Source organism: Corallococcus sp. M7, from assembly GCF_054512695.1.
Genome location: NZ_CM137252.1, coordinates 8,606,956 through 8,630,223, shown reverse-complemented (window position 1 = coordinate 8,630,223; position 23,268 = coordinate 8,606,956). Strand labels below are relative to the sequence as shown.

At 72.4% G+C, this 23,268-nt stretch carries 17 protein-coding genes; 7 read left to right on the top strand and 10 right to left on the bottom strand.

The genetic code is table 11. From position 1 onward, the window contains the following. Nucleotides 1-266: 266 nt before the first annotated feature. Nucleotides 267-1,280, top strand: a complete 1,014-nt coding sequence (locus ACX114_RS34585) for a serine/threonine-protein kinase (RefSeq protein WP_459300353.1) — start codon at nucleotides 267-269, stop codon at nucleotides 1,278-1,280. A gap of 13 nt (nucleotides 1,281-1,293) precedes the next feature. Here ACX114_RS34585 and queF read toward each other — a convergent pair whose 3' ends face one another. Next, nucleotides 1,294-1,659 (bottom strand): preQ(1) synthase, encoded by a 366-nt coding sequence (queF, locus tag ACX114_RS34580; RefSeq protein WP_043322193.1) that lies wholly within the window; start codon nucleotides 1,657-1,659, stop codon nucleotides 1,294-1,296. A 201-nt stretch (nucleotides 1,660-1,860) separates the two neighbouring features. On the opposite strand from queF, the gene ACX114_RS34575 reads away from it, so the two are divergent. Next, nucleotides 1,861-3,765, top strand: coding sequence for an ATP-binding response regulator (locus ACX114_RS34575; protein WP_459291599.1), 1,905 nt, complete (start codon nucleotides 1,861-1,863; stop codon nucleotides 3,763-3,765). Here the strand turns inward: ACX114_RS34575 and ACX114_RS34570 are convergent. The 3 genes from ACX114_RS34570 to ACX114_RS34560 are packed head-to-tail and all read right to left on the bottom strand — an operon-like array spanning nucleotide 3,752 to nucleotide 7,698. Then, entirely contained in the window at nucleotides 3,752-4,492 is a 741-nt protein-coding gene (locus tag ACX114_RS34570; protein WP_459300351.1) for a carbohydrate deacetylase, read from the bottom strand. The genes ACX114_RS34575 and ACX114_RS34570 overlap by 14 nt on opposite strands. Nucleotides 4,493-4,525: 33 nt before the next feature. After that, a complete protein-coding gene (locus tag ACX114_RS34565; RefSeq protein ID WP_459291598.1) occupies nucleotides 4,526-5,551 on the bottom strand; it encodes an extracellular catalytic domain type 1 short-chain-length polyhydroxyalkanoate depolymerase in 1,026 nt (341 codons plus the stop codon). Nucleotides 5,552-5,559: 8 nt separating this feature from the next. Beyond that, nucleotides 5,560-7,698 carry a protein kinase domain-containing protein gene (locus ACX114_RS34560; RefSeq protein ID WP_459300349.1) on the bottom strand — a complete coding sequence of 713 codons (2,139 nt, stop codon included), beginning with the start codon at nucleotides 7,696-7,698 and terminating at the stop codon, nucleotides 5,560-5,562. Nucleotides 7,699-8,023: 325 nt separating this feature from the next. Here ACX114_RS34560 and ACX114_RS34555 point away from each other — a divergent pair, with 325 nt between their 5' ends. The 3 genes from ACX114_RS34555 (at nucleotide 8,024) to ACX114_RS34545 (ending at nucleotide 11,180) form a co-directional block, all read left to right on the top strand. After that, nucleotides 8,024-9,304 carry an amidohydrolase family protein gene (locus ACX114_RS34555; RefSeq protein ID WP_459300347.1) on the top strand — a complete coding sequence of 427 codons (1,281 nt, stop codon included), beginning with the start codon at nucleotides 8,024-8,026 and terminating at the stop codon, nucleotides 9,302-9,304. 56 nt (nucleotides 9,305-9,360) lie between these two features. Beyond that, nucleotides 9,361-9,921, top strand: coding sequence for a peroxiredoxin family protein (locus ACX114_RS34550; RefSeq protein WP_459291597.1), 561 nt, complete (start codon nucleotides 9,361-9,363; stop codon nucleotides 9,919-9,921). Between the two features lie 215 nt (nucleotides 9,922-10,136). After that, nucleotides 10,137-11,180 (top strand): CgeB family protein, encoded by a 1,044-nt coding sequence (locus ACX114_RS34545; RefSeq protein ID WP_459291596.1) that lies wholly within the window; start codon nucleotides 10,137-10,139, stop codon nucleotides 11,178-11,180. Nucleotides 11,181-11,492: 312 nt separating this feature from the next. Here ACX114_RS34545 and ACX114_RS34540 read toward each other — a convergent pair whose 3' ends face one another. Together ACX114_RS34540 and ACX114_RS34535 are read right to left on the bottom strand one after the other, a co-directional pair. After that, entirely contained in the window at nucleotides 11,493-15,056 is a 3,564-nt protein-coding gene (locus ACX114_RS34540) for a hypothetical protein (RefSeq protein WP_459291595.1), read from the bottom strand. Nucleotides 15,057-15,137: 81 nt separating this feature from the next. Then, a complete protein-coding gene (locus ACX114_RS34535) occupies nucleotides 15,138-17,249 on the bottom strand; it encodes a chloride channel protein (protein ID WP_459291594.1) in 2,112 nt (703 codons plus the stop codon). 177 nt (nucleotides 17,250-17,426) lie between these two features. On the opposite strand from ACX114_RS34535, the gene ACX114_RS34530 reads away from it, so the two are divergent. After that, nucleotides 17,427-17,867 carry a peroxiredoxin gene (locus tag ACX114_RS34530; RefSeq protein WP_459291593.1) on the top strand — a complete coding sequence of 147 codons (441 nt, stop codon included), beginning with the start codon at nucleotides 17,427-17,429 and terminating at the stop codon, nucleotides 17,865-17,867. Nucleotides 17,868-17,879: 12 nt separating this feature from the next. Here ACX114_RS34530 and ACX114_RS34525 read toward each other — a convergent pair whose 3' ends face one another. The 3 genes from ACX114_RS34525 to ACX114_RS34515 all read right to left on the bottom strand — a co-directional run bounded on the left by ACX114_RS34525 (nucleotide 17,880) and on the right by ACX114_RS34515 (nucleotide 20,783). Continuing rightward, nucleotides 17,880-18,662, bottom strand: coding sequence for a DUF1109 domain-containing protein (locus ACX114_RS34525; RefSeq protein WP_459291592.1), 783 nt, complete (start codon nucleotides 18,660-18,662; stop codon nucleotides 17,880-17,882). Further along, a complete protein-coding gene (locus tag ACX114_RS34520; protein WP_206800209.1) occupies nucleotides 18,659-19,186 on the bottom strand; it encodes an RNA polymerase sigma factor in 528 nt (175 codons plus the stop codon). Before ACX114_RS34520 ends, ACX114_RS34525 begins: the two co-directional genes overlap by 4 nt. A 169-nt stretch (nucleotides 19,187-19,355) precedes the next feature. Continuing rightward, nucleotides 19,356-20,783, bottom strand: coding sequence for a site-2 protease family protein (locus tag ACX114_RS34515; protein WP_459291591.1), 1,428 nt, complete (start codon nucleotides 20,781-20,783; stop codon nucleotides 19,356-19,358). A 96-nt stretch (nucleotides 20,784-20,879) separates the two neighbouring features. On the opposite strand from ACX114_RS34515, the gene dusB reads away from it, so the two are divergent. Next, the gene (gene dusB / locus ACX114_RS34510) at nucleotides 20,880-21,893 is read left to right on the top strand and encodes a tRNA dihydrouridine synthase DusB (RefSeq protein WP_459291590.1); all 1,014 of its coding nucleotides are present in this window, start codon (nucleotides 20,880-20,882) and stop codon (nucleotides 21,891-21,893) included. Here the strand turns inward: dusB and ACX114_RS34505 are convergent. Beyond that, on the bottom strand, nucleotides 21,872-23,188 hold the full coding sequence (locus ACX114_RS34505) for a glycoside hydrolase family 1 protein (RefSeq protein WP_459291589.1): 1,317 nt from the start codon (nucleotides 23,186-23,188) through the stop codon (nucleotides 21,872-21,874). The genes dusB and ACX114_RS34505 overlap by 22 nt on opposite strands. Between the last annotated feature and the right edge of the window lie 80 nt (nucleotides 23,189-23,268).

Below are 23,268 nucleotides of genomic sequence, written 5' to 3'. Positions count from 1 at the left end.
GCCATCCATGCGGCCCGCGTCGCAGCCCCGTGTCTCCCTCCCGTCAGTCGCGCCACCCCAGGTAGGCCCCCTGGCGCGAGACAGCGACACCGCGCCTTTCCATCACACCTGTGCGAACCCACCCGGCCAGGGAGGGCCCATCGACGCATGAGACGTGAATCGATACCCTGCGACCCGTGACCGTCGCCGCCGCAGAGAAGAGTGAGAGGATCCGTCACCGCAAGATTGGCGCCTGCCGCGTGCTCGGCGAGCTGGGCCGGGGCGGCATGGCGTTGGTGTATCGCGGCCTGCATGAGCTGCTTCAGCGCGAGGTCGCCATCAAGGAGCTGCTCCCCGAGGGCCAGCGCGACCAGGAGGCCCTGTCGCGCTTCCGCCGGGAGGCCCTGGCACTCGCCGCCTTCCGCCACCAGAACATCGTCACGCTCTATGACCTTGTGGAGAAGAACGACAGCCTCTTCATGGTCATGGAGTACGTGGACGGCCCCACGCTCCACGGCCTCATCAAGGACGGCCCGCTGCCCCCGGACGTCGCCGCCGTCATCGGCGCGCGCATCGCCAGCGCCCTCGACCACGCGCACTTCCGCCGCATCATCCACCGCGACCTGAAGCCCGCGAACGTCATGCTCACCAAGTCCGGTGAGGTGAAGCTCATGGACTTCGGCATCGCCAAGGACGTGAGCCTCGAAGCCCTCACGCAGCAGGGCATGGCCGTGGGCACGCCGTCGTACATGTCCCCGGAGCAGGTGACTGGCGCGCCCATCGACGCGCGGACCGACATCTTCTCCCTGGGCGTGCTGCTCTACGAGGCCCTCTCCGGCACCCGCCCCTTCGTGGGCAAGACGGCCGGCGAGGTCTTCGCCCGCATCCGCGACGGCAAGTTCACGCCGCTCCAGAAGGTGGCGCCGAACGTGCCGCCGCCGCTCGCGCGCATCGTGAAGCGCGCGCTGTCGGTGAAGCCGGAGGCCCGCTTCCCGGACGCCGCGGCCATGCGCCGCGAGCTGGACCTGTTCCTCGCCCACGAGGTGCGCGTGTCCCACCCCGCGCTGCTCGTGGCCTTCCTGCGCTACCGCGAGAAGCTCACGGAGACGGAGGCCCTGGCCCACCTCACCCAGCAGGAGCTGGGCGTGCTGGACGTCTTCGCCACGAAGAAGCCCACGCGCGCGCCGGGCAAGCTCAAGTGGGTGCTGGCCGCGCTCACCGCCGGCGTCGCGGCGGCGGGCACCGGCCTCTACCTGTCCCACTCCCAGTGGGCGCCGCTCCTGGAGCAGCTCACCCGCTGAGAGGCACGGCGGCTCAGGCCTGCTTCTTCTTGTCGTGCGTGACGGTGACGATGGTCCCGATGCCGCCGCGCACGAAGAAGTCGCCCACCACCGTGAGCTTGCGCGGCTGGATGGCCTTGATGATGTCGTCCGCGATGGTGTTGGTCACCTTCTCGTGGAAGGCGCCTTCATTGCGGTAGGACCACATGTACATCTTCAGGCTCTTGAGCTCCACGCAGAGCTGATCCGGCACGTACTTGATGGTGAAGCGCGCGAAGTCCGGCTGGCCGGTGAGCGGGCACAGGCAGGTGAACTCCGGCACGTCGAAGGCGATCTCGTAGTCGCGATCGGCGGCGGGGTTGGGGAAGGTCTGGATTTCCTTGGACGGCTGAGAGGGCATGCGCTGTCGTGTAGCACACGTTCGGCGCGTGTCACCGCCCTGCACGATGTCGCCTCCCTGGCTGCCCGGCGCCGGCTCTGTTCGGGTTCCAACGTGCCGCGACCCCCTGGGACAGGAGAACGTCCGGGGGTGGTTGGCGATCATGCTCGGGGATTCCTATCTCCCTCCGGCGACCCCTGTTGCGAGCGCGTCCCGCCCCTCATGCTGCCACCCAATGACGTCGAGGATGTCCTCTCGTGCCTGCCCCAAGCGCTCATGCGCGTGGGGCCCGACCTGCGCGTCCAATGGTGCGAGGAGGGCTTCGCGGCCAAGACGGGCGTGACGCTCTCTCCGGGCAGCACCCTGCTGGAGGCCCTGGAGCCGGGCCGCAGCCTGGACGCCCTGGAGCGCGCCATCCGCGAGCACCGGGCGCACTCCGGCCACGTCATCACCCGCACGCTGCGGCAGGTGCGTGTGCAGGTGAAGCCCACCCACACGAACGGCACGGCCGGGGCGTGGCTGGTGGTGGAGCCGTCCGGCGTGGACGACGAGGGCGCGTTTTCACAGGCCGTGCGGGAGATTGCCCGCGCGGTGGGTGAGTCGCTGGAGGTCGACCGCGTCTGCTCGGCCGCCGTGGTGTCGCTGGTGCGGTGCGCGCAGGTGCGGCGCGCGGAGGTGTTCCTCTACGAGGAGGACGACGCGACGCTCAAGCGCATGGCGGTGTCGGACCTGGAGGGCCTGGACGCGCCGCAGGACGCGTTCGACCCGTCCGAGGACCCCTACCGTCAGGCCCTGGCCCTGCGCCAGCCGCAGTTGGGCATCCAGCGCGGCTACGGCGACGCGGTGGGCTCCGTGTTCGCGGCGGTGCCGTTGTGCGCGCCGCGCCGCACGGTGGGGCTGCTGCTCATCTACAAGGAACAGGGCGCGTCCTTCTCCGTGCGCGAACTGGAGATGTGGAGCGCGGCGGCCAGCCAGCTCGCGGTGGCTGTGGAGAACGCGCGGCTCTTGCGCGAGGCCCAGTCCGCCCTGCGCGTGCGCGAGGAGTTCATGTCCATCGCGTCGCACGAGCTGAAGACGCCGCTCACGCCGCTGAAGCTGGGCCTGTACTCCATGGAGCGCCGCATCGCCGCGGGGCAGCCGGTGTCGCTCGCGAGCGTGCTCAAGTCCAAGCGGCAGGTGGACCGGCTCGCCGGGCTGGTCGAGGACCTGCTGGACGCAAGCCGTCTGGAGCTGGGCCGGCTGGCGCTGGACTCGTCGCCGCTGGAGGTGGGGCAGCTGGTGGCGGAGGTGGTGGACCACTTCCGCCACGCCTTCGAGCGCCCCTTCACGGTGGACGTGCCGCACGACGGCGTCTGGGTCCTGGGCGACAGGGACAGGCTGGAGCAGGTGCTGGTGAACCTGCTGGAGAACGCGCACAAGTACAGCCCGGCGGGGGCGCCCATCGCGGTGAGGGTGGGGCGCACGGCGGAGTCCGCGCGCATCCAGGTGCAGGACCACGGCATCGGGATTCCGGGGGCGGATCAGGCGCTGGTGTTCCAGCGCTTCTACCGGGCGCGCAACGTGTCGCACCGCAACTTCGGCGGGCTGGGGCTGGGCCTGTTCATCAGCCACTCCATCGTGAAGATGCACGGCGGCGCGCTGGCGCTCCGCAGCCGCGAGGGCGAAGGCTCCACGTTCCTGCTGGATCTGCCGCGCATGCCCGCGCACGAGGTGCGCAGGCTGCCCCGGCGCGTGCTGGTGTTGGACGAGGACTCGAATCAGGAGGCCACGGCGGAGCGCACCCTGCGAGCCGAGGGCTTCGAGGTCTTCACGGTGCAGAGCGGCGCGGAGGCCCTGCGCAAGGCGACGCACCTGCCGGTGGACCTCATCGTCCTGTCCACGAGCGCCACGCAGTCCGCGGTGGGCAGCTTCCTGGAGACCTTCGCCACGCTTCCGCGCGCCAGGCCGGTGCCCATCCTGCTGGCGGGGGATGAGCGGCCGTGGTGGGCGCAGGAGAACGCCGCGCTGTGTCCCCGGCGGTACCGCCCGGAGGAGCTGCTCGCGGGCGTGCGCACCGTGCTGACGCGAGAGAAGCGCCGGACGCTGACACCCGTGGAGTCGGAGCTGCCGCTCGTCACGCCCGTGTGAAGCTGCCCGCGCGGAGGACGCGGTAGTCCGTGGGGCTCACTCCCGCTTGTTCCAGGGCCTCACGCGCGCGGGCGTCCACGAAGGTGGCCCGCTCCACCTCACGCTGCGCGGCATAGCGCGTGGTGACGAGCTCGGGCAGGTGGCCCGGGTGGCACATCCATTCGGTGACGCCTTCGGTGGGCAGTGCCTTCAGCGCCTGGGCGAAGCGCTCCGGCGTCCAGTACGCCGTTTCGCCAGACTCGCCCACGAAGTGGTCGTTCGTGGCCACGCCCCGGGCCCGCAGCGCGTCGCGCATGTCCGCGTCGATGGAGCGCACCGGCAGGCCCGCGCGCCTCGCGACGCGTGACAGTCCCTCCAGGACCTGGGGATGCCGGTGCAGGTGCTTGTGCACGTCCAGGTGCGTGGCGGCCTGGCCCAGCAGCCGTTCCAGCCGCTCCAACTGCGCGAGCGCCTCCGCCTCCACCACGTCCGCGGGCAGCCCGTCCACGCGGCTTCCGTCGAGGCCTCCCTCCACGGTGCGCCACTCGCGCGGAAAACCAGTGGCCACGGGGGCGCCCCGGTCCAGGTTCAGGTGCAACCCGATGGCGAGCCCCCGGGCCTGTCTCGCGGCGGACTCGGAGTCCGGTGCGTTCACCAGCAGGGTGGCGGAGGAGACGACACCCTCGCGCAGTGCCTGGAGGATGCCCCGGGTGATGCCCGGGTCGTAGCCCAGGTCATCGGCGTTGATGATGAGTACGCGGGGCTGCGTGGCCTGCCTCCTTCAAGGGCGGGGACGCGCCTGGAAGAAGCGCCACATCTGAAGGGTCGCGTCCAGGTCCGTCGTGCCGCCATTGTAGAAGGGCTGGCCGGGCCACGCATGCTTGCCGCCGGTGACGGTGCACAGGCTCGCGGTGGCGCTCTCCGGCTGGCAGCCCGTATACGCCACACAGGTGCTGTTGCCCTGCTGATACGTCTGCTGCTGGGGCCCGGTGCAGCCGTTGAACTCCGCGAAGCGGCGCACGGACTCCGAAGCGGAAGGGTAGGGCCTGCCGCCGAGCACGTTGCTGCCTCCGTCGTAGAAGATGGTCTCGTCAGCGCTGCCGTGGAAATGGAGCACGGGGACGGGACGCGACGGGCGGCAGTCCGTCACGCCCTCCATGCCGGACACGGGCGCGATGGCGGCGATGCGCTGGGCGCGCTCACAGGCCAGCCGGTAGGAGAAGAACCCCCCGTTGGAGAAGCCATTGGCGAAGACGCGGCGCGGGTCGGTGCACACGCGGGTGTCCAGGTCCGCGAGCAGCGCGTCCACGAAGCCCACGTCGTCCACGTTGGCGATCTGCGCCGGGCCACAGCACGCCTCGCCATTCCAGCCCCGCGTGTCCGCCTCGCCCCGGCCGTAGATCTCCGGGAAGTTGAGGCCGCGCGGGTACACCGCGATGAAGCCCTCCGCGTCGGCCAGGGTGGAGAAGCCGGTCAGCGCCTCCTGCTCCTGCTCCGTGGAGCCGAAGCCGTGGAAGCTGAGGACGACGGGCGTGGGCTTCGTGGCGTCGTAGCCGGCAGGGACGTGGACGCGGAAGGCGCGGGTCTTGCCGCCGTGCTCGACCGTCCAGTCGTAGGTGCCGGGCATCACGGTCAAGCCCGAGCAGGCCGTGCGGTCCGCGGGGGCCACGTCCCCGGACGGAATGGACGGACGCTCCGTCCCGGTGCCGGGCGGGTCGCCGGTGCCGTCATCCGGCGAGGCGCTGGCGCCGCACGCGGTGGCGGTCAGCAGGCAGGACGCCGCGAAGGCGAGGAAGCGAAGGCGCATGCGGGAAGCTAGGTCCCGGTGCCGCACTCCGCCGCGAGCGCCACCGCCCGGTCCGGGAACCTTTCCGCCAGCGTACGTTTCACCTCCGCCACCCCGGCGGTATCGCCTTCGTGGACGTGCAGTTGGCAACGCGCGGTGAGGGCGCGGGGATCGTCCGGGGCCAGACGCTCGGCCTCCCGGTACTCGCGCTCGGCGCCGCGCAGGTCGCCCTGCCGGAAGAGGACGGCCCCCAGGTAGGAGTGGGCCACCGCGAGCGAGGGGGCCTTGCGCTGCGCGCGCTTGAGCAGGGCGGTGGCGTCGTCCAGCTTCTCCTGCCGGAAGCGCACGAAGCCCAGCTCCGCCAGGGACTCGGCGTCGTCGTGCTGGCGCGTCCAGGCGGACAGCACGGTGGCGGCCTCGTCCAGCCGGCCTCCCTGGGACAGGAGCTGGCCGTAGCGGGGGGCGACCTTGGCGGAGCCCGGCGCCTGCGCGTACGCCTTCGCGAGCGCGGTCAGCGCACCCGGCACATCCCCCTGGCGGGCCCGCAGGTCGGCCAGGGCCAGCGGCGCGCGGACATCCTTGGGGGCCAGGGCGGTGGCCTCTTCGATGGCGCGTTCCGCGCGCTTGCCCATGCGCAGCTCGGTGGCGGCGCGCGCGGCGAGCAGGTGCGCCTCCGCCTCCTTCGGGAAGCGCGAGGTATAGGCCTCCGCCAGCGCCAGGGCCTGCGGGTGGGCGCCCGCGTCGAGCAGCAGCGTGCCCGCGCGAGCCAGCTCCCCGGCCGTGGCGCGCACGTCCTGGCCCAGCCCGTCCAGCGCGGACACCTTCGCCTCCGCCGTCGTCGCGGCCTCGGCGGCGGCGATCCTCGCGGGTGGCGGCATGTCCGGACGCCGCAGGTACCATGTGGCCCCCGCGCCCAGTCCGCCCAGCGCGAGCACACCCGCGACAATGGCCAGCGCCCTGCGCGACCGGGGAGCGCCACGCGACGCAGGCTCGCGAGCGGACACCGGGCTCTGGGACACCGGGGCCTGGATGCCAGCGGAGCCCTTCGCCGGGTTGCCCGGAGTCGATGCCGGAATCTCCGCCGTCACGGGCCGGGTCGCGCCGCGAATCGACACGGTGTGGGTGCCCACGGGCGGAAGGGGACGTGAGGCCGGCGGAGCGATGTCCGGCGGAGGCACGGGCCAGGACGGGATGCCCTGCACGCCGAACGGCGGGAGCACGTCCATGCCGGGGGCTCCATCCGCGCCCGAATTGGACGGATCCGCGAGCCTCGCGTTGCGCAGCGCCAGCCGCTTGGGGTCGCGGTCCGGCGGAAACAACGTGTCCAGGTACGCGGCCACCTGCGCCGGCGCGGCGACCTCCGCGGGCCCGCCCAGCATCTCGATGGCGGCGATGAACGTCTGCAGGCTGTCGAAGCGCGCCTCCGGGTCCTTCGCGAGCGCCTTGAGACACACCGTCTCCAGCGCCTGCGGCACGGACGGGTCGAACGCGGTGGGCGGCTTCGGCTTTCCTTCGGAGATGCGCGTGAGCACCTCCTCGGTGGACATGCCGGTGAAGGGCCGCCGGCCGCACAGCTGCTCGTAGAGCATCACCCCCGCGGCGAACAGGTCCGCGCGGTGGTCCACGCTGCGGCCGGCGATCATCTCCGGCGACATGTAGAAGAACTTCCCCTTCAGCGTCCCCGGCTCCGTCCCCGCCCCCATCGCGTCCGCCTTCGCGATGCCGAAGTCGATGACCTTCACCGCGCCGTTCGCCCCGACGTGGATGTTGTCCGGCGTGAAGTCGCGGTGGACGATCTTCAGCGGCCGGCCCGCCTCGTCCACGGCGCGGTGCGCGGCATCCAGCCCCCGGCACGCATCCACCAGCACGCGCAGGGTGATGCCCAGGGGCACGCGCTGGCCGCGCTCGGCGGCCTCCTGCCGCACCTCCGCGAACGAGCGTCCTTCCAACAGCTCCATGGCGATGAAGGGCTCCCCGCCCTCCATGCCCAGCTCCAGGATGGACACCACGTTGGGGTGGCGCACCTGCGCGGTGATGCGCGCCTCGTTGAGGAACATCTGCACGATGCGCCGGTCCGCGACCAGGTGCGGCATCAGCCGCTTCACCGCCACGGCCGGACCGCGCTGCCCGTCCAGGCCGATGGCGCGCGCCAGATACACCTCCGCCATGCCGCCCGTCGCGATGCGCGCGCTCAAGCGGTAGCGGCCTGCCCAGGAAACGCCGGGTTCCGACACCAAGGTGGCCGCAGTGTACGGGCCCGCGCCCCCGGCGCCCAACGTCATGACGCGCCGCCTGCCTGCCTGGCGTCAGTCGCCCGGCGCATGCCCACCGTATTGGACCGGCCGGGACGACGGGTGTGGGTGAACGGATGTGTGGAGCCGATGACGGAGGACGGGCCGGGAGTGCTAACGTCCCCGGCCTCACGCGTGACCCCTAAGGGGAGGGGGCCGCCTTCACGAACCTCGCGTACCGTCGCGGATGCAGGGAGGGATGTTGGGCACCGTCCTCAAGGGTGGTTTCGTCGTCGAGCTGGAACCTGCGTCCGTGGAGCGGGTGGACCTGCGCATCGAAGGTGAGCGCATCGTGGCGCGGGGCGAGGACCTGTCGCCCGGCCCCGACGACGAGGTGGTCGCGCTGTCCGGCAAGCTCGTCTTCCCGGGGCTCGTCAACGCCCACCACCGGCTGGCGACCGTGCTGTCGCGCGGCCTGGTCCATCCGACGCCCACGTCCTACCAGGGGATGCTGGAGCAGGTGCGCTGGCCCTTCGAGAACGCGCTGGACCTGGACGCGGTGCAGGTGGCCGCCACCGCGGGCGGCCTGGAGTCCATCCAGTGCGGCACCACCACCCTGTTCGATTTGCACGCCTCGCCCAAGGCGGTGACGGGCTCGCTCCTGCGCGCGGCGCGCGGCCTCCATGAGGTGGGCGTTCGCGGCGTGCTGTCCTACGCGGTGACGGACCGCATGGGCGCGGTGGGCCGCGAGGAGGGGCTGGAGGAGACGGTCAGCTTCGCGCGCAAGGCCCGGGGCCGCTTCCGGGGACAGGTGGGCGCGGGCCCCTGTTTCACCCTGGGCGACGACGCGCTCCAGGGCCTGGGCGAGGCGCTCAACACCACCGGTACCGGCCTGCACTTCCCGCTCGCGGAGGACCCGCTGGACGAGCGGCTGTCCACCGAGCGCCACGGCAACTCGCCGGTGACGCGGCTGCTCACCAGCAACCTGCTGTCGCCCCGCGCCATGGCGGCGCACGTGGGCCACCTGGCGTGGGCGGACCTGGCGCAGGTGCTGGCCACGGGGACGTGGTTCCTGCACACGCCGCGCTCCAACCAGGGCCAGGAGGTGGGCTACGCGCCCGCGCTGAAGTTCGGGGCGCGCGCGTCGCTGGGGACGGACGGCACGTCGCCGGACCTGTTCGCGGAGGCGCAGGCGGCGTACCTGCGCTCGCGCGAGGCGGGGCAGCCCATCGACGTGCTGCGCTACCTGGCCAACGGCCACCGGCTGGCGTCGCAGGTGTTCGAGGCGGCCATCGGCCCCATGCGCGAGGGCGCGCTCGCGGACCTGCTGGTGTTGGACTACCTGTCGCCCACGCCGCTGACCGCGGAGACGCTGGCGTGGCACGTGGTGCACGGGCTGGGCAGCCGCCACGTGGAGGCGGTGATGGTGGACGGCGTGTGGCGCGTGTGGGCGCGCAGGCCGCTGTCGGTGAACCCCACGGTGGTGGCCGAGCAGTCGCGCGAGGCCGCCGCCGCCGTGTGGGCCCGCATGGCCTCGTCGTAGGAGCCTGGGGAGTCTGGGAGCTTGTCGCGGTGTCCGGGGCCCGTTAAGTCCCGGGCATGCTCAACTCCCTGCTCGTCGTCGGATGGCTCAGCGCAGCGATTCCCCAGGTGGGTGACACCGCCCCGGACTTCACGGTGAAGGACACCGCGGGGACGACCTACACGCTGTCGGAGATGGTGAAGAAGGGGCCCGTCATCGTGGCCTTCTTCCCCAAGGCGTTCACCAGCGGCTGCACGAAGGAGCTGACCGCGTACCGCGACCGCTACAAGGACATCGAGCAGGCGCAGGGCCAGGTGCTGGCCTTCTCCACGGACGACGCGGAGACGCTGGCGCGCTTCAAGACGGAGCTGAAGGCGCCCTTCGTGTTCATCCCGGATCCGGACGGCAAGGTGGTGGGCGCGTACGACGTGAAGATGCCGGTGCTGACGGTGTCCAAGCGCTACACGTTCGTCGTGGGCGATGATCGCAAGGTCCTCAACGTGAGCGAGGGCAAGGACGCCATCGACGTCTCGGGCGCCATCGCCGCGTGTCCCCTGCGCAAGGGTGGCGCCGCGAAGCCCGCGGCGACCCCGGCGGGCAACACGCCTCCGACGCAGGCCGCGCCCGCGACGAAGTAGCCAGGGTCGCTCTGGCTTCCGGGGCAGGGGCACGGTCCACTCGCGGACGTCCTCATGGCACGCGCGGGCTGGACGCCGGCCGTGCCGTTGAGGAGTTCACGCGGCACGAGGCCTGCTCGCTTGTCCGCCCCGGGCAGGGAGCGATAGCCCTGGGGCATGCCGCGCGCGGGGCGCCCTCCGTCCGCCGGGCTGGGGGCGTGAGGAGGCCCGAGTGGATGGACATCGTCTTCCTGGGCCCCGTGTGCCGGGCCCCCGCCGAAGCACAGGCGGCCACGGCCCCGAGACAGCTCGCGCAGGCGCTCCGGCGGCGCGGACACGCGGTCCTCTTCCTGGAGCGCACGGCACGCGGGGAGGAATCGTATCTGGATCTGGCGGACCTCCACGCGCGCTTCCATTCGAGGGTGCGCCGCGCGGACCTGGTGCTGGTGGACGCGGACGTGCCGCAGGTCGCGGACGTGAGCCGCTGGGCCACGAACACGGCGAGGGGCCTCACCGTCTTCTGGGACCGGGACACGCCCCGGACGCTGGCGCGGCACGCCCTGCGCGAGGACCCCGCCTGCATGACGCCGGACCTCTTCACGGGCTACCGGCTCTATCTCTGCTCCAGTGGGGGCCCGGTGCCCCGTCAGTTGGAGCGCAAGTGGGGCGTGGCCCGCGCGCGCGTGTTCCCGCCGGGAGTGGACGCGGAGCACTTCGCGCCCGGAAGCGGCCGGACGCGCTGGGACCTGGGGTACGCGGGGCCGGCGTCGCCGGAGCGGCGGGGGCTCATGAAGCAGTGGCTGCTGGGCGCCGCGCGAGGCTGGTCCGAGGGGCGCTTCGTGCTCGCGGGCACGCTGTCGGCGGTGGATGCCGCCTGGCCCGCCAATGTGGCGAGGCTCGCGGCCCCGTCCCTCCAGGAGCACGCGGGCTTCCTCGGTGCGCAGCGCTTCACGCTGGCCCTCTCCCAGGCCGAGCACACGTCGGGAGCGAACCTGTTCGAAGCCGCCGCCTGCGGAGCGGCGTTGATCTGCGACGCCTGGCCGGGGCTGGAGGACCTTTTCGCGCTGGGCGAAGAGGTGATGGTCGCCCGCACGGAGCAGGACGTGCTGCGCTACCTGCTCGCGATGCCAGAAGCGGACCGGCGCCAACTGGGCATGCGAGCCCGAGCGAGGGTCCTGGCCGAACACACCGTGGCCCACCGGGCGCTCCAACTGGAGCAATACGCGAGCGAGGCGGAGCGCGGAGCCGCCTGGAGGGCCCCGGTCCGCTCCCTGAACTGAGCGTCCGGAGCCGGGGAAGACGGACGTGCCGCCCTGCCGGCGGCGCACCGCGAAAACCAGTCCGACAGTCGGACAAGTTCTGAATCACCGCGACCCGAAGGGCTTCCGCTCCAGCCGGGCCACGGAAACCTGTCCGACAGTCGAACAAGTTCTGGAACACAGCGACGAGGGGCTCCCGCACCGGCCAAGCGGAGAAAACCTGTCCGACAGTCGGGCAAGCTCTGGCGCAGCGCGACCCGAGGCCCCCAGCCGCCAGGCCACGGAAACCTGTCCGACAGTCGGACAGGTTTTGGAGCACCGCTCCGGGGGGAGCTACTCCGCCTCTTCCGGAGCCTCCACCATCTCCCGGGGCGGGAACACGAACTGCGCGGTGCCGGCCACGAGCGGGGAGTCATCGCGCTGGAACATGGCGAGCGCCTCCAGCCGCTCCTCCGTCCAGCCGCGCCCGTCTCCCGCGTCTCGCACCAGGCAGTGCAGGGCCAGGCGCCGCGCCTCCGGACTGGGGCTGTGCGCCAGACGGCCGCCCACCGTCTCCATCATGTCCACCGGCAGGTTCGACACCGCCACCTGGGCCGCCATCAGCGCGTCCGCGTGGAGCCAGCCCTCCTGGCCCATCGTGTCCAGGTGGCTCGCGAAGGCCGGCGGCGCCAGGGCCACCGCCGCGCAGCGCACGCGCAGCGTCGCCAGACGCGGGTCCTTCGTGAGCAGCCCCGTCACCAGTCCCTGCACCGCGCTGAGGGGCACGGGCCGCATCCGGTCCCGGGGCTGGAGCAGCGTGTCCAGCGCCACGCTCAGCGCGCGCCGATCCCGGGCCACCGCCTCCAGCATCCGCTCGAACAGCTCCACGTCGCGCTCGTCGGCCCGGTACACCAGCGCGCCCATCGCCGCGCGCACCTCGTCGTCATACGGCGAGGCCAGCCGCGCGCCACAGGCGGAGAGGAACACGCGCTCCCGGTCCTTCACGGACAGCCAGGCCGCGCGCCGCAGCAGGTCGATGCGCGCATCCGGCTCCGGCCGCGCCAGCACCTTCGCGAGCAGCGCGGACAGCCGCGCATCCAGCGCCTCCGTCAGCCGGTCCGCCGGGATGTCCCCCACGCGCGACGCCATGATGGCGTCCTCGCCGGTGACGGCGCGCTCGAACACCGCCCACGTGGGCTCGCGGTCCAGGTGGTCCCACAGCGCACGCAGGAGCGCGATGCGCACGTCGCGGTGCAGCGGCTTCGCGTCCAGCTCCAGCAGCCGCTCATAGCCCGCGTCCGAGCGCAGCTCGCCCAGCAGGCGCACCACCTCCTTGGCCACCGTGACCTTGGTCAGCGGCACCTCCGCCAGCAGCGTCAGCACCCGCGTGACGGGCATGCCGTTGAACGCGCGGCGCAGGCCGTAGATGGCGATGCGCGCGCGCGAATCCTCCAGCGCCGCCAACAGCGTGGGCACGCCCTGGCCCTGATCGCACCGGGCCATCACCCGCAAGGCCCGCTCCTGCACCGCGGGCCGATTGTCGTTCGCCAGCGCCAGGAGCGAGTCCATGGGCGCCCAGTCCAGCGCCGCCATCCGCGTCACCGCCACCAGCACGGACGGCGTGTCCCGCTCCATGTCCGCGCACAGCTTCGAGAGCGCGCGCGAATACGCCCGGTTCTGCTCCACCGTCCACCGGAAGAACCCGGAGTCGAACGGCAGCAGCCAGTGCGTCACGCCCGTGGCGAACTGGCCGGTGATGACCGGCGCGCTCAGGTACGGCCCCAGGAGGTCCTGCCGCCGCCGGTGCAGGAACTCGCGCACCACGGGGATGGCGATGGCGCTCTCGTCCCGCTTGAGCAGCGTGGGCAGCATCCGGTTGAAGTCCTCCACCGCCCGGGAGCGCAGCACCCACAGCGCGTTGCCGGACGGCTTGCCCAGCCGCAGCGCCACGCGCTCCAGCTCCTCCACCAGCTCCCGGTGCAGCGGAAGCCCGTCCTTCTCGGCCGCCGCCAGCGCCACCACCTCCTCGTCCCAGCCCCGGTCCCGCCAGCGGCGCAGGGTGGCCGCGAGGGTCGACTCGAAGCGCGGCCGGTCCTCCCGCGACAGCCACGCGCTCAACGCCAGCGCCAGCCGGTTGTCCGGCGCCGTGTCGCGCACGGAGACCAGCCAGTCCGAAAGGCCGGGCACCAGCGCCGCGCGCTTGCCCAGGCTCGCCGCGAGCTGGAGCAGGGGACCGCCGCGCTCGCGCTCCGCCCAGACCTTCGCCAGCGCCAGCAGGTACGGCGCGGCCCGGCGCACCTCGTCGTCCGTCAACCGGTGGCCCAGCCCTCCGTCCAGGATGCGGCCGCGCTCCTTGAGGAAGGTGCCCAGCCACTGCGCGCCCCACGCCGGGTCCGCGCCGAAGGCCCGCACCAGCAGCCGCTCCGCCGACTGCGCCGTCCCCATGGACAGGTCCGCCGCGTCCAGCGCGTCGCGCAGCATCCGCCCCAGGGCCTCGGTGTGCTCGGCGCGCCACATCCGCCGGGGCCACTCGGTCAGCGCCTGGAGCATCACCCCGCGCACGGGGTCCTGTTCGTTCTTCCGGGCCAGCACCATCGCCAGCGCGGGAGCCACCCACGCGGGCTCGTCCGGGCGCAGGCCGGGCAGCGCCAGGAGCGCGCTCAACGCCACGCCGCGCATCGCCGCGTCCGGGTGCCCCAGCGTGCCCCGGAGCGCGCCCAGCGCTTCATCCCAGGGCAGGAAGCGCGCATAGGCGAACCGCGCCTCCGCGCGCGTGCCCAGCGCCACCACCTCGTCCAGGTGCCGGCGCGCCTCCCGCTCGCGCAGCTCCACCGGCAGGTGCCGCACGTACTCCGGCGCGATGACGCCATCCCGGGTGCGCGCCCCCACGGTCCAGCGCGCGTAGACGCTCTCGCGCAGGGCCGGGTCCGCGATGCGAGCGATGAGCGGCGTGCCCCACGCGGGCGCCCGCTCCACGGACGCGGCCCAGGCCTCGGTGAGCGTCGCGTGCAGCGGCTCCGGCAGCTCCTTCAGCACGTCCTCCGCGCGGCCCAGCAGCGTCGGGTCGCGCTGGACGATCCACTTCAGGGACTCAGCATCCAGCGACGCCAGGGACTTCGCGAACAGCAGGTGCGGGAGGAACGCGGGGGAGCGTTGTCGCAGCAGCGCCACCATGCGCAAGGGGCGATGCTTCACCAGCGTCCGCACGGCGTGCTCGTCCGGCGGAATGCCGCGCTCCAAGAGCAGCGCCAGCAGCGTCTCCGCCACGTCGGGCGTCCGCTCCGCCAGCCACCCCAGGCCCCACGCCAGGTTCTGCCGGGTGACGGGGTCCGGCTCGCCCGACACGGCCCGCAGCTGCTCCAGCAGCACCTGTCCCAGCACGGACGGCGCATGCCGCGCCAGCCGCGCCCAGAACCGGTAGCTGGGCCGCTCCAGCGCCCGCGCCAGGTGCTTGCGCAGGCTCGCCTCGGAGGCCAGCGGCGCCGTGTCCGCGAAGGTGGCGTGCTCGCCCTGCTCCGCCAGCCCGTCCAGGAACGCGTCGATGACGGCGTGCCGCTTGCGCTTGCGCAGCTGGTGGATGAGGGCCTGCTCGCGGCGCATCCCGTGCGCCATGCGCAGCGCCTCCAGCGCCTGGGCATCGTCACAGGCCAGCGACACCAGCTCGAAGGCCAGCGCGCGAACCCGGAAGGACTCGTCCGCCGTGGCCTTCAGCACCGCCGCGCCATCCCGGCGCGTGAACTGGGCGGCCAGGGCCAGCCGCCGCTCGAAGGCGTCACCCCGAGACAGCGCGTCCAGCAGCGCCTGCGCCGCCGGGTCCGTCCGGGCCTTGCGTCCCAGCTCCACCATCTGACGCACCCGGGCGTCGTGGAAGGTGGCGTTCAGCTCGGAGCGCAGGGCGGACAGGGCGGGGTCGGACATGGCGCCCAAGGATGCCCGCTCCCCGGGTTTCCTGACAGACCCACCCCGACCGCGCCCTGCCCCCAGAGGCTCGGTCGATGCTCAGTGCGTCGCCTCCGAGGGGGTGACGGGGTAGTTGCCCGTCGAGTGCGCGCGCGCGTGCTGCGCGAAGAGGAAGCGCCGGACGGCGGCCCGGGTGATGAGCCCGCCCGGGGAGAGCCCCAGCACGGGCGCCACCGGCAACGCGTCCACGTCCTCCTGGTCCATCACCTGGAGCGCATGCGCCAGGTCCGAGTCCGGCGCCAGCGCGGGCAGCTTGCGCGCCATGTCGCTGGCCACGAGCAGCGGGTACATGGACTCGTCGCGCCACACCTCGCGCAACTGCTCCACCTGCACCGTGCCGTAGAGGTTGCCCCCGGTGTCCAGCACCGGCAGCGTGCCGGCCTCGGACGTGAGCAACTGGTCCGTCAGCGCGCGCAGCGGCGTGCCCGCGGGCACCGCCGGCACCTCCGTCATCAGGGTGCGCACGTGCGTGGCCGCCAGCAGGTCCTCGTCGCTCTGGACCTTGGGCGCCGTGCGCTCCGTGAGGAAGTGGCACACCGCGGACGCGATGGTGCACGTCACCATCAGCGGCAGGATGATCTCGTGGCTGCCGCTCAGCTCGTACAGCATCATCATGCCGGTGAGCGGACCGCGCGTGAGCGCCGCCACCGCGCCGCCCATGCCCACGATGGCGTACGCGCCGCTGGGGACCGTGGCGTGCGGGAAGAAGTAGTGCACCAGCGTGCCGAACGCGCCGCCCGCCATGGCGCCGATGAGCGCCGCCGGGAAGAACGTGCCGCCCGAGCCGCCTGAACCGATGGTGAGCGCCGTGGCCACGAGCTTCAGCACGCACGCCGTCACCAGGAAGAAGAAGGGCAGCTGCCCGGCCGCCGCCAGGTTGATGTAGTCGTTCCCGCTGCCCCACACCGTGGGGCTCAGGAACACGAGCACGCCCGTGCACAGGCCGCCCAGCGCCGCGCGCACCGGCAGCGGCTTCCTGCCCAGCCACGGGGACAGCTTTCCGCCCATGGCGCCGTGGAAGAAGTGCTCCACGCCGTGCAGCAGCTTCACGAACGCGAACGCGAGCAGCCCGCACCCGATGCCCAGCGCCGCGTAGGCGAAGACCTCCGAGCCGCTGACCAGCTCGTAGTTCACCCGGTTGAGCAGGGGCGCTTCGTCCAGCACGCCGCGGCTCACCAGCGTGCCCGCCACGCTCGCCAGGATGATGGGGGAAAACACGCGCAGCTCGAACTCGCGCAGGATGATCTCCATCGCGAACACCGCGCCCGCGATGGGGGCGTTGAAGGACGCGGAGATGCCCGCGCCCGCGCCGCACGCCAGCAGGATGGACAGCTCCTTGCGGCTGAAGCCCAGCACGCGCCCCACGCTGGACGCGAACGCCGCGCCGCCATAGACGATGGGGCCCTCGCGGCCCGCGGAGCCGCCGCTGCCAATGGTGATGGCGGACGCGATGAGCTTGAGCAACCCGCGGTCCGCCGGCACCACGTTGGCGCCGCTCTTCACCGCGCGCACCACCTCCGGAAGGCCGTGGCCGTGCGTCTCCGGCCGGTCGCGCAACAGCCGCCCCACCGCCAGGCCGCCCACCGTGGGCGCGAGCAGCATCAGCCACCAGGGCAGGTGCGGTATCGCCGAGGCCAGGTTGTGCGCGTGGCCGAACACGGCGTTCACGGCCGCCAGGCCCACGAGCGGGTAGTAGAGCGACAGCGCGCCCAGCGTCAGCAGCGCCAGCAGGCGCAGCCGGCGCTTCACTTCATCGCGCGGACCGCCGGGCTCGATCACCCGCGCCAGCAGGAGCGCGCCCAGGGCGAGCGGCACGCCCACCAGCGCGTACTCCAGATGCCAGCGCGCGGAGGAGAGTGACTCCATCAACGTGCGCAGCCGCTGCGGCTTCAGCGTCGCCGTCAGCTCCGCGGCGCTGAACGTGATGCCGCTCATCACGCCAATGAGGTTGGAGAAGATGCCCGCGGCCAGACCGCTGTAGAGCCCGACCACCGCGCCCGCGATGGGCAACACGGAAGGGGTCGGCAGGCGGATGCGGTTGGACGCGCCCAGCAGGAAATAGACGAGGCGTGAGAGGTTCTGTCGCGCCCAGAGCGTGAGCGCGGCCATCCGCTGCACCTGAGCAGGCGGAGGTTCGTCGGAGGTGTTCATTTGGTGCACCTACTAAATGGAGGAGGCCGGTGGGTTTCAAGCCTCTTGATGAAGGTGTCACCTCGGCGCCGTCCGCCTGCACTCCACTCCACACATCGCCCGAGCGGTGCCCGGCCCCCTGCCCCCGGAGCGTGCTACGACGCCCCGGATTTCCACCCCATGAAGGAGGCATCGCACATGCTCAAGCAGGGAGACGTGGCGCCGGAGTTCACCGTGCAGGACTCGACGGGCAAGACGCACCGGCTGTCGGACTACCGGGGCAAGAACGTGGTGCTCTGGTTCTACCCGAAGGCGGACACCCCGGGATGCACCGCGGAGGGCTGCTCCTTCCGCGACCACAAGACCCAGTACGAGTCCAAGGGCACCGCCATCCTGGGCATCAGCTTCGACACGCCGGAGGAGAACCAGGCGTTCTCCCAGAAGTTCGGCTTCAACTTCCCGCTCCTGTGCGACGTGGATCGCAAGGTGGGGCTGGCCTACGGGGCCGCGGATGACGCCTCGGCCCCCAACGCGCGCCGCGTAGGCGTCGTCATCGGGCCGGACGGCCGCATCAAGGAGTGGCACGCCAAGGTGGACGCGCGGGCCTTCCCCCAGGAAGCACTGTCGCGGCTCCAGTAGGGGCGCCCGCGCTCAGGGCGCGAACGAGCGTGACGGCAGGCGCGAGCGGATGAGCACCGCCACGCCCGCCAGCACGAACCACGGCAGCACGTGGCCCAGCATCAGGTGGCCCGCGCTGCCGTCCGGGCAGTGCACGTGAAGGACCAGCAGGCTCACACCCGCGGAGGACAGCCCCGCCGCCAGCGCCCGCACGGGCTGGAAGGCGGAGCGGCACAGGAGGACGAGCGCCAGGGCCAGCGGCACCACCGACAGCGCCACCTCCGCGCCCATGCACCCCAGGGTGCCCGCGAGGAACGGCCGCACCTGGACGCCCGAGCGCCCGGTCAGCTGCGCCAGCGCCACGACGAGCGCGCCCACGGCCACGAGCGTGAAGGGCCAGGCGCGCTGCCTTGGAGCCAGGGCCACCATCGCTCCGCCGCCCACGCCCACGACGATGAGCAGCGCCACCAGCGCCACCGCCATCGGTGACGCGGAGTTGAGCATCAGCCCGTGCCGGCCCACCCAGAGCAACCCCAGCACGCCCACGCCCAGATAGGTGGCGAGCAGCACCGCCACCTCCTTCCACCACGGCGTGGGCAAAGGGTGCGCCGCCAGCTCCGTCAGCGACTGGCGCCGCGACTGCTCGAGCTTCGCTTCATTGATGGGGACGGCGGGCGGAGCGGAGGCGGGGGGCGCCAGCACCTGGAAGCCCTCCAGCAGGGCCCGGCAGTCCGCGCACCCGGCCGCGTGTGACGCCAGGTCCGGAGGCAACGGGCCGTCCATCTGGTCCAGGACGCGTTCGCACTCGGGCGTCATCGGGAGGTCTCCTGCTGGAGGGGCGCGAGCAGCTCGCGCAACCGCGCGTAGCCCCGGTGGGCGCGGACCTTCACCGCGCTCTCGGTGAGGCCCAGGGCCTCGGCGATTTCAGCGAAGCCCATGCCCTCGAAGCGGTGCATGAGGATGGGCAGCCGCTGGCCTTCGGGAAGCTGCGCCAGGGCGTGTTGCACCGCGCGCTCCAGCCCCAGGTCGCGAGGCTCCGGCGTGTCCGCCACGGCGGTGAGGGGCAACTCCCCCTCCGGCGTGAGGTCCTCCGGGCGGCGGTGGCGGCGCGCATGGTCGCGCGCGGCGTTGGTGGCGATGGCGTACAGCCACGGCCGGACGCGGGCCCCGGGCTGATAGCGGCCTCGCGCGCGCACCAGGGACAGGAAGGTGAGCTGCGCCAGGTCCTCGGCGGTGGCGGGGCTGCCGGTGAGGCGCGCCAGGTAGCCCTGGACGGGGCGCGCGTAGCGCTGGAAGAGCGCGTCGAACGCCTGCGCGTCTCCCTGGCAGAACCGCTCCATCAACACCTCGTCCGGGTCGCCGGAGGCCCCCCCGGGAGCTCCTGGGGATACCGGCATCTCCCCGGTACGCACGGGCGCGGCACCAGGTTTCACGGGAGGGGACGAAGGGCTCACGGGCAGGCGCGGATTCTAGGGCCCCAAAGGGGCCACGCGGGAGAAAGTCGCCCCGTCAGGACGACGCGGCCGGCCGCAGCCTCGCCAGCCACTCCTCGAAGGCGGGGTGCCCGTGCAGGTGCGCCAGGTCCTCGTCGGAGGCGGCATAGGCCGCGTCCTTGAAGCCCAGCTCCTCGGCCCGCTGGAGCAGCCGCACCGCGTCCGCCACGTTGCCCGCGCGTGAGAAGGCGCAGGCCGCGTCGTACGCGATGCCCGGGTCCGGCACGTGGCGAAGCGCCGCCTCGCTCACCGCCGCGGCCTCCGAGTAGGCGCCCCGGATGAACAGCGCCCGCTCCGCGCACCGGAACGCGGACGCCGGGTCCACGCCGGGCAGCCGCAGCGCCTCGTTCACCTGGCCCAGCCGGATGAGCGCGCCCGCGTACTCGTGCATCACGGTGCGGTCCTGCGACTCGCCCCACGCCTGCTTCCAGTAGCCCACCGCCCGGGCGTCATCCCCCACCAGCGAGAACGCCGCCGCCACCGCGTGCATCTCCACCGGCTGGCCCTGCACCTGGGAGAAGTGGTCCAGCGCGGGCCGCCCGTGGCCCTGCTTCAGCGCCACCCAGCCCAGCAGGTAATGGGTCCGGCTGGTGAGGTTCGGGGACAGGCCTTCCGTCTCCAGCACCCGGTTGCCCTGCCGCCACGCGTCGTCCAGCCGGTCCTCGCGCAGCGCCTGCTGCGCCTCGCGCAGGTCCTGGGCGCTGGGGTCCTCCTCCTCCTTCGCCTCGTTGCGCGCGCGCATCACGTCCGACAGCACGCGGAACGACTGGAAGCCGAACATGGCGAAGAGGACGCCCATGAACAGGGCGCCGGTCTTGATGCTGAGCAGCACCAGGCCCACGCACAGGCCCAGGGCCAGCACGTGCGACACGATGAAGCCCCGCCGCCCGAACATCCGCGTCGCCAGCGCCGTGCTGATGTGCCCGCCATCCAATGGAGGCACCGGCAGGAGGTTCAGCACCGCCCACACCATGTTGGCGAAGAAGAAGTTGCTCAGGAAGAAGTCCGCCACCTCCGAGCGGCCCCGCACCTGCATCAGCACCACCCAGCACAGGACGCCCAGCGTCAGCCCCGCCAGCGGACCCGCGAAGCTGCTCACCACGTCCTTGTGCCAGGGCAGGGGGGAGTCCGTGTTGGGCCGGGTGACGCCGCCCATGAAGACCAGGTCCACGCTCGGCTGGTAGCCAAAGAAGCGGAAGGCCACCGCGTGCCCCAGCTCGTGGACGAGCACGGACACGAAGACGATGAACATCCAGGCCAGCACGTAGCTCACCACCGCGCCCATGTGCCCGGGCGACGAGGCGTCGGCCAGCTGGTCCCCCAGCCACCCGGAACCCGAGTGCCGGCCCGGCAGGGGCAGGGACTGGTAGGCGAACACCGCGGAGAAGAGCAGGTGACTCGTGTGGACGTGGACGGGGACGCTCCCGAGCCGAAAACGGAACATGGAGGGGGACCTTAATCGTTGGCCCCCACTCGCGCAGGGCCGTTCTCAGGGTCCGCGCACTTCTGTTCCCCCCGCGGGTATAGGGTGTCTTTCCGCATGCTGAAGCTGGGTCCCTACACGCTCCCCAACCCCTACATCCTCGCGCCCATGGCCGGCGTGAGCGAGCGCCCCTTCCGCGTCATCGCCTTCCGGCTGGGCGCGGCCCTCTGCCCCACGGAGCTGGTCAGCGCCCAGGGGCTGATGCGCCAGAACCAGCGCACCCTCAAGTACCTGCGCTACGACCCTGCCGTGGAGAAGCCCTACTCGCTCCAGATTTTCGGAGGCGAGCCGGAGGCCATGGCCCAGGCCGCGCTGGTGGGCAAGGCCGCGGGCGCGCAGGTCATCGACATCAACATGGGCTGCCCGGTGAAGAAGGTGGTGCGCAACGGCGCCGGCAGCGGCCTCCTGTGCGACGTGCCCCGCGCCGCCGACATCGTCCGCGCCATCCGGGAGGCCACCGGCCTGCCCGTCACCTGTAAAATCCGCTCGGGCTGGGACGCGCGCACGCTCAACTACCTGAAGGTGGCGGAGGCGCTCCAGGAGGCCGGGTGCGCGGGGCTCGCCCTGCACCCGCGCACGCGCGAGCAGGGCTACTCCGGACAGGCGAACTGGGCCCACATCGCGGACCTCAAGCGCCACTTCCCGGAGCTGCCCATCATGGGCAACGGGGACGTGAAGACGGTGGCGGACGCCCACCGCATGCTGGACAGCACCGGCTGCGACTTCGTGATGATTGGCCGGGGCGCCCTGGGCAACCCGTGGCTCTTCCGCGAGCTTTCGGGCGGCCCGCCCGCCACGCCGGAGGAGCGCTGCGAGCTGGTGCTGGAGCATGCCCGGGCCCACGCGGAGTTCGTCGGGGACGCGCTGGGCGCGGTGCGCTCCTTCCGCCGCCACCTGGCCTGGTACGCCCATGGCCTCCAGGGCGCGGCGCACTTCCGCTCGGAGGTGAACGGGCTGGACTCGCCGGAGGCGGTGGAGGACAGCGTGCGCCGCTTCTTCGCGGGCGCGGACACGGACCCCACCGCTCCTCTAGAGGAGCCGGAAGTGGACTACCGCGCGGCGCTGGGCTGAGCGGCGCCAGGGCCCGGCGGCACCAGCACGCGCCCGGTGGCGACGGTGCGGAAGTAGTCGCAGGCCGGGGTGGGGCGGCGCTCCAGCGTGTCGAAGTCGACGTGGTAGAGGCCGAAGCGCGGGCCCCAACCCTCCAGCCACTCGAAGTTGTCCAGCAGGCTCCAATAAAGGTAGCCCTGCACGTCCACGCCCGCCTCGCGCGCGGCCAGCACCTGGCGCAGGTGCGCGTGCAGGTACTCCGGCCGCACCGTGCCCTTGCGGTCGTCGATGCCGTTCTCCGTGACCCACACCGGCTTGCCGTAGCGCTTCACCTCCTGAAGGAGCTGGAGGAAGCCCTCGGGCCGCTGCTCCCACCCGATGTCGGTGAGCCCGCGCCCGTCCGGGTCGCGGTACTTGAAGTCGATGAAGGGCGGGCGCGGCATGAAGCGCAGGTGCGCGCGCGTGTAGTAGTTGACGCCCACGAACTCCACGGAGTCGCGCGCCCCCTCGATGCGCACGTCCGTGGACGCCACGCCCGGCATGAACACGCGCAGGTGGCCGGAGGACAGCGCCTCGTGGAACGCGTGGTTGTAGGCGGGGGCCGCCAGCCGCACCAGCGAGCGGTCCAGGGGATGCCACCAGCGGTCCGGCGCGAACGCGAGCATGTTCTGGGAGATGCCCAGCTCCACCCGGCCCAGGTGCTGGCCCAGCTCCTCCCGCGCGATGACGTGCGCGCGCACCATGTTCCCGAGCGCGGCCATCGTCTTCGCCCCGTCCGCGATGCCCGGCGGCATCAGGCCCTGGAGGTAGCCACCCAACAAGAGGACCATCGGTTCGTTGAAGGAGATGACGAGCGCGTCCAGCCCCTCCAGCAGGGGCGCGCACCGGCGGACGTACTGGCGGAAGGCCTCCAGGCTCTCCGGAAGGTGCCAGGGCGTGGACGCGTGGAACCACGTGGGGTGGGTGAAGTGATGGAGCGTCACCACGGGCCGCAGGCCCATCGCGCGCAGCTTCAAGAGCCGCTCGCGGTAGCCCTCCAGCACCGCGCCATCGAACCGGCCGCGCGTAGGCTCGATGCGCGCCCACTCCAGCGACAGCCGGAACGCCGTGGCCCCCACCGCCTTCGCCAGGGCGAAGTCCTCCGCGTAGCGGTTCCAGTGGTCCACCGCGCGGCCGCATCGCACGTGGGGCTCCTTCAACTTCCCCTGCCGCTCCCACTGGGCCCAGTCGTTCTCGATGCCGCCCTCCACCTGGTACGCGGACGTGGCGACGCCGAAGGTGAAGGACTCAGGGAAGGTCAGCGCGGGGGAGCTCATGCGGGCGGGCACCGTAGGCCGCCGCCTCCACGACGTGAAGCGACGCGATGCGCGCGCGCCGGATGCACGGCAGCGGACAT

Bases quoted from the DNA above. Each gene is read 5' to 3' on its own strand.
- ACX114_RS34585 (WP_459300353.1), top strand. From the start codon at position 267: ATGGCGTTGGTGTATCGCGGCCTGCATGAGCTGCTTCAGCGCGAGGTC.
- queF (WP_043322193.1), bottom strand. From the start codon at position 1,659: ATGCCCTCTCAGCCGTCCAAGGAAATCCAGACCTTCCCCAACCCCGCC.
- ACX114_RS34575 (WP_459291599.1), top strand. From the start codon at position 1,861: ATGCTGCCACCCAATGACGTCGAGGATGTCCTCTCGTGCCTGCCCCAA.
- ACX114_RS34565 (WP_459291598.1), bottom strand. From the start codon at position 5,551: ATGCGCCTTCGCTTCCTCGCCTTCGCGGCGTCCTGCCTGCTGACCGCC.
- ACX114_RS34560 (WP_459300349.1), bottom strand. From the start codon at position 7,698: ATGGCGGAGGTGTATCTGGCGCGCGCCATCGGCCTGGACGGGCAGCGC.
- ACX114_RS34550 (WP_459291597.1), top strand. From the start codon at position 9,361: ATGCTCAACTCCCTGCTCGTCGTCGGATGGCTCAGCGCAGCGATTCCC.
- ACX114_RS34545 (WP_459291596.1), top strand. From the start codon at position 10,137: ATGGACATCGTCTTCCTGGGCCCCGTGTGCCGGGCCCCCGCCGAAGCA.
- ACX114_RS34540 (WP_459291595.1), bottom strand. From the start codon at position 15,056: ATGTCCGACCCCGCCCTGTCCGCCCTGCGCTCCGAGCTGAACGCCACC.
- ACX114_RS34535 (WP_459291594.1), bottom strand. From the start codon at position 17,249: ATGAACACCTCCGACGAACCTCCGCCTGCTCAGGTGCAGCGGATGGCC.
- ACX114_RS34530 (WP_459291593.1), top strand. From the start codon at position 17,427: ATGCTCAAGCAGGGAGACGTGGCGCCGGAGTTCACCGTGCAGGACTCG.
- ACX114_RS34525 (WP_459291592.1), bottom strand. From the start codon at position 18,662: ATGACGCCCGAGTGCGAACGCGTCCTGGACCAGATGGACGGCCCGTTG.
- ACX114_RS34520 (WP_206800209.1), bottom strand. From the start codon at position 19,186: ATGGAGCGGTTCTGCCAGGGAGACGCGCAGGCGTTCGACGCGCTCTTC.
- ACX114_RS34515 (WP_459291591.1), bottom strand. From the start codon at position 20,783: ATGTTCCGTTTTCGGCTCGGGAGCGTCCCCGTCCACGTCCACACGAGT.
- dusB (WP_459291590.1), top strand. From the start codon at position 20,880: ATGCTGAAGCTGGGTCCCTACACGCTCCCCAACCCCTACATCCTCGCG.
- ACX114_RS34505 (WP_459291589.1), bottom strand. From the start codon at position 23,188: ATGAGCTCCCCCGCGCTGACCTTCCCTGAGTCCTTCACCTTCGGCGTC.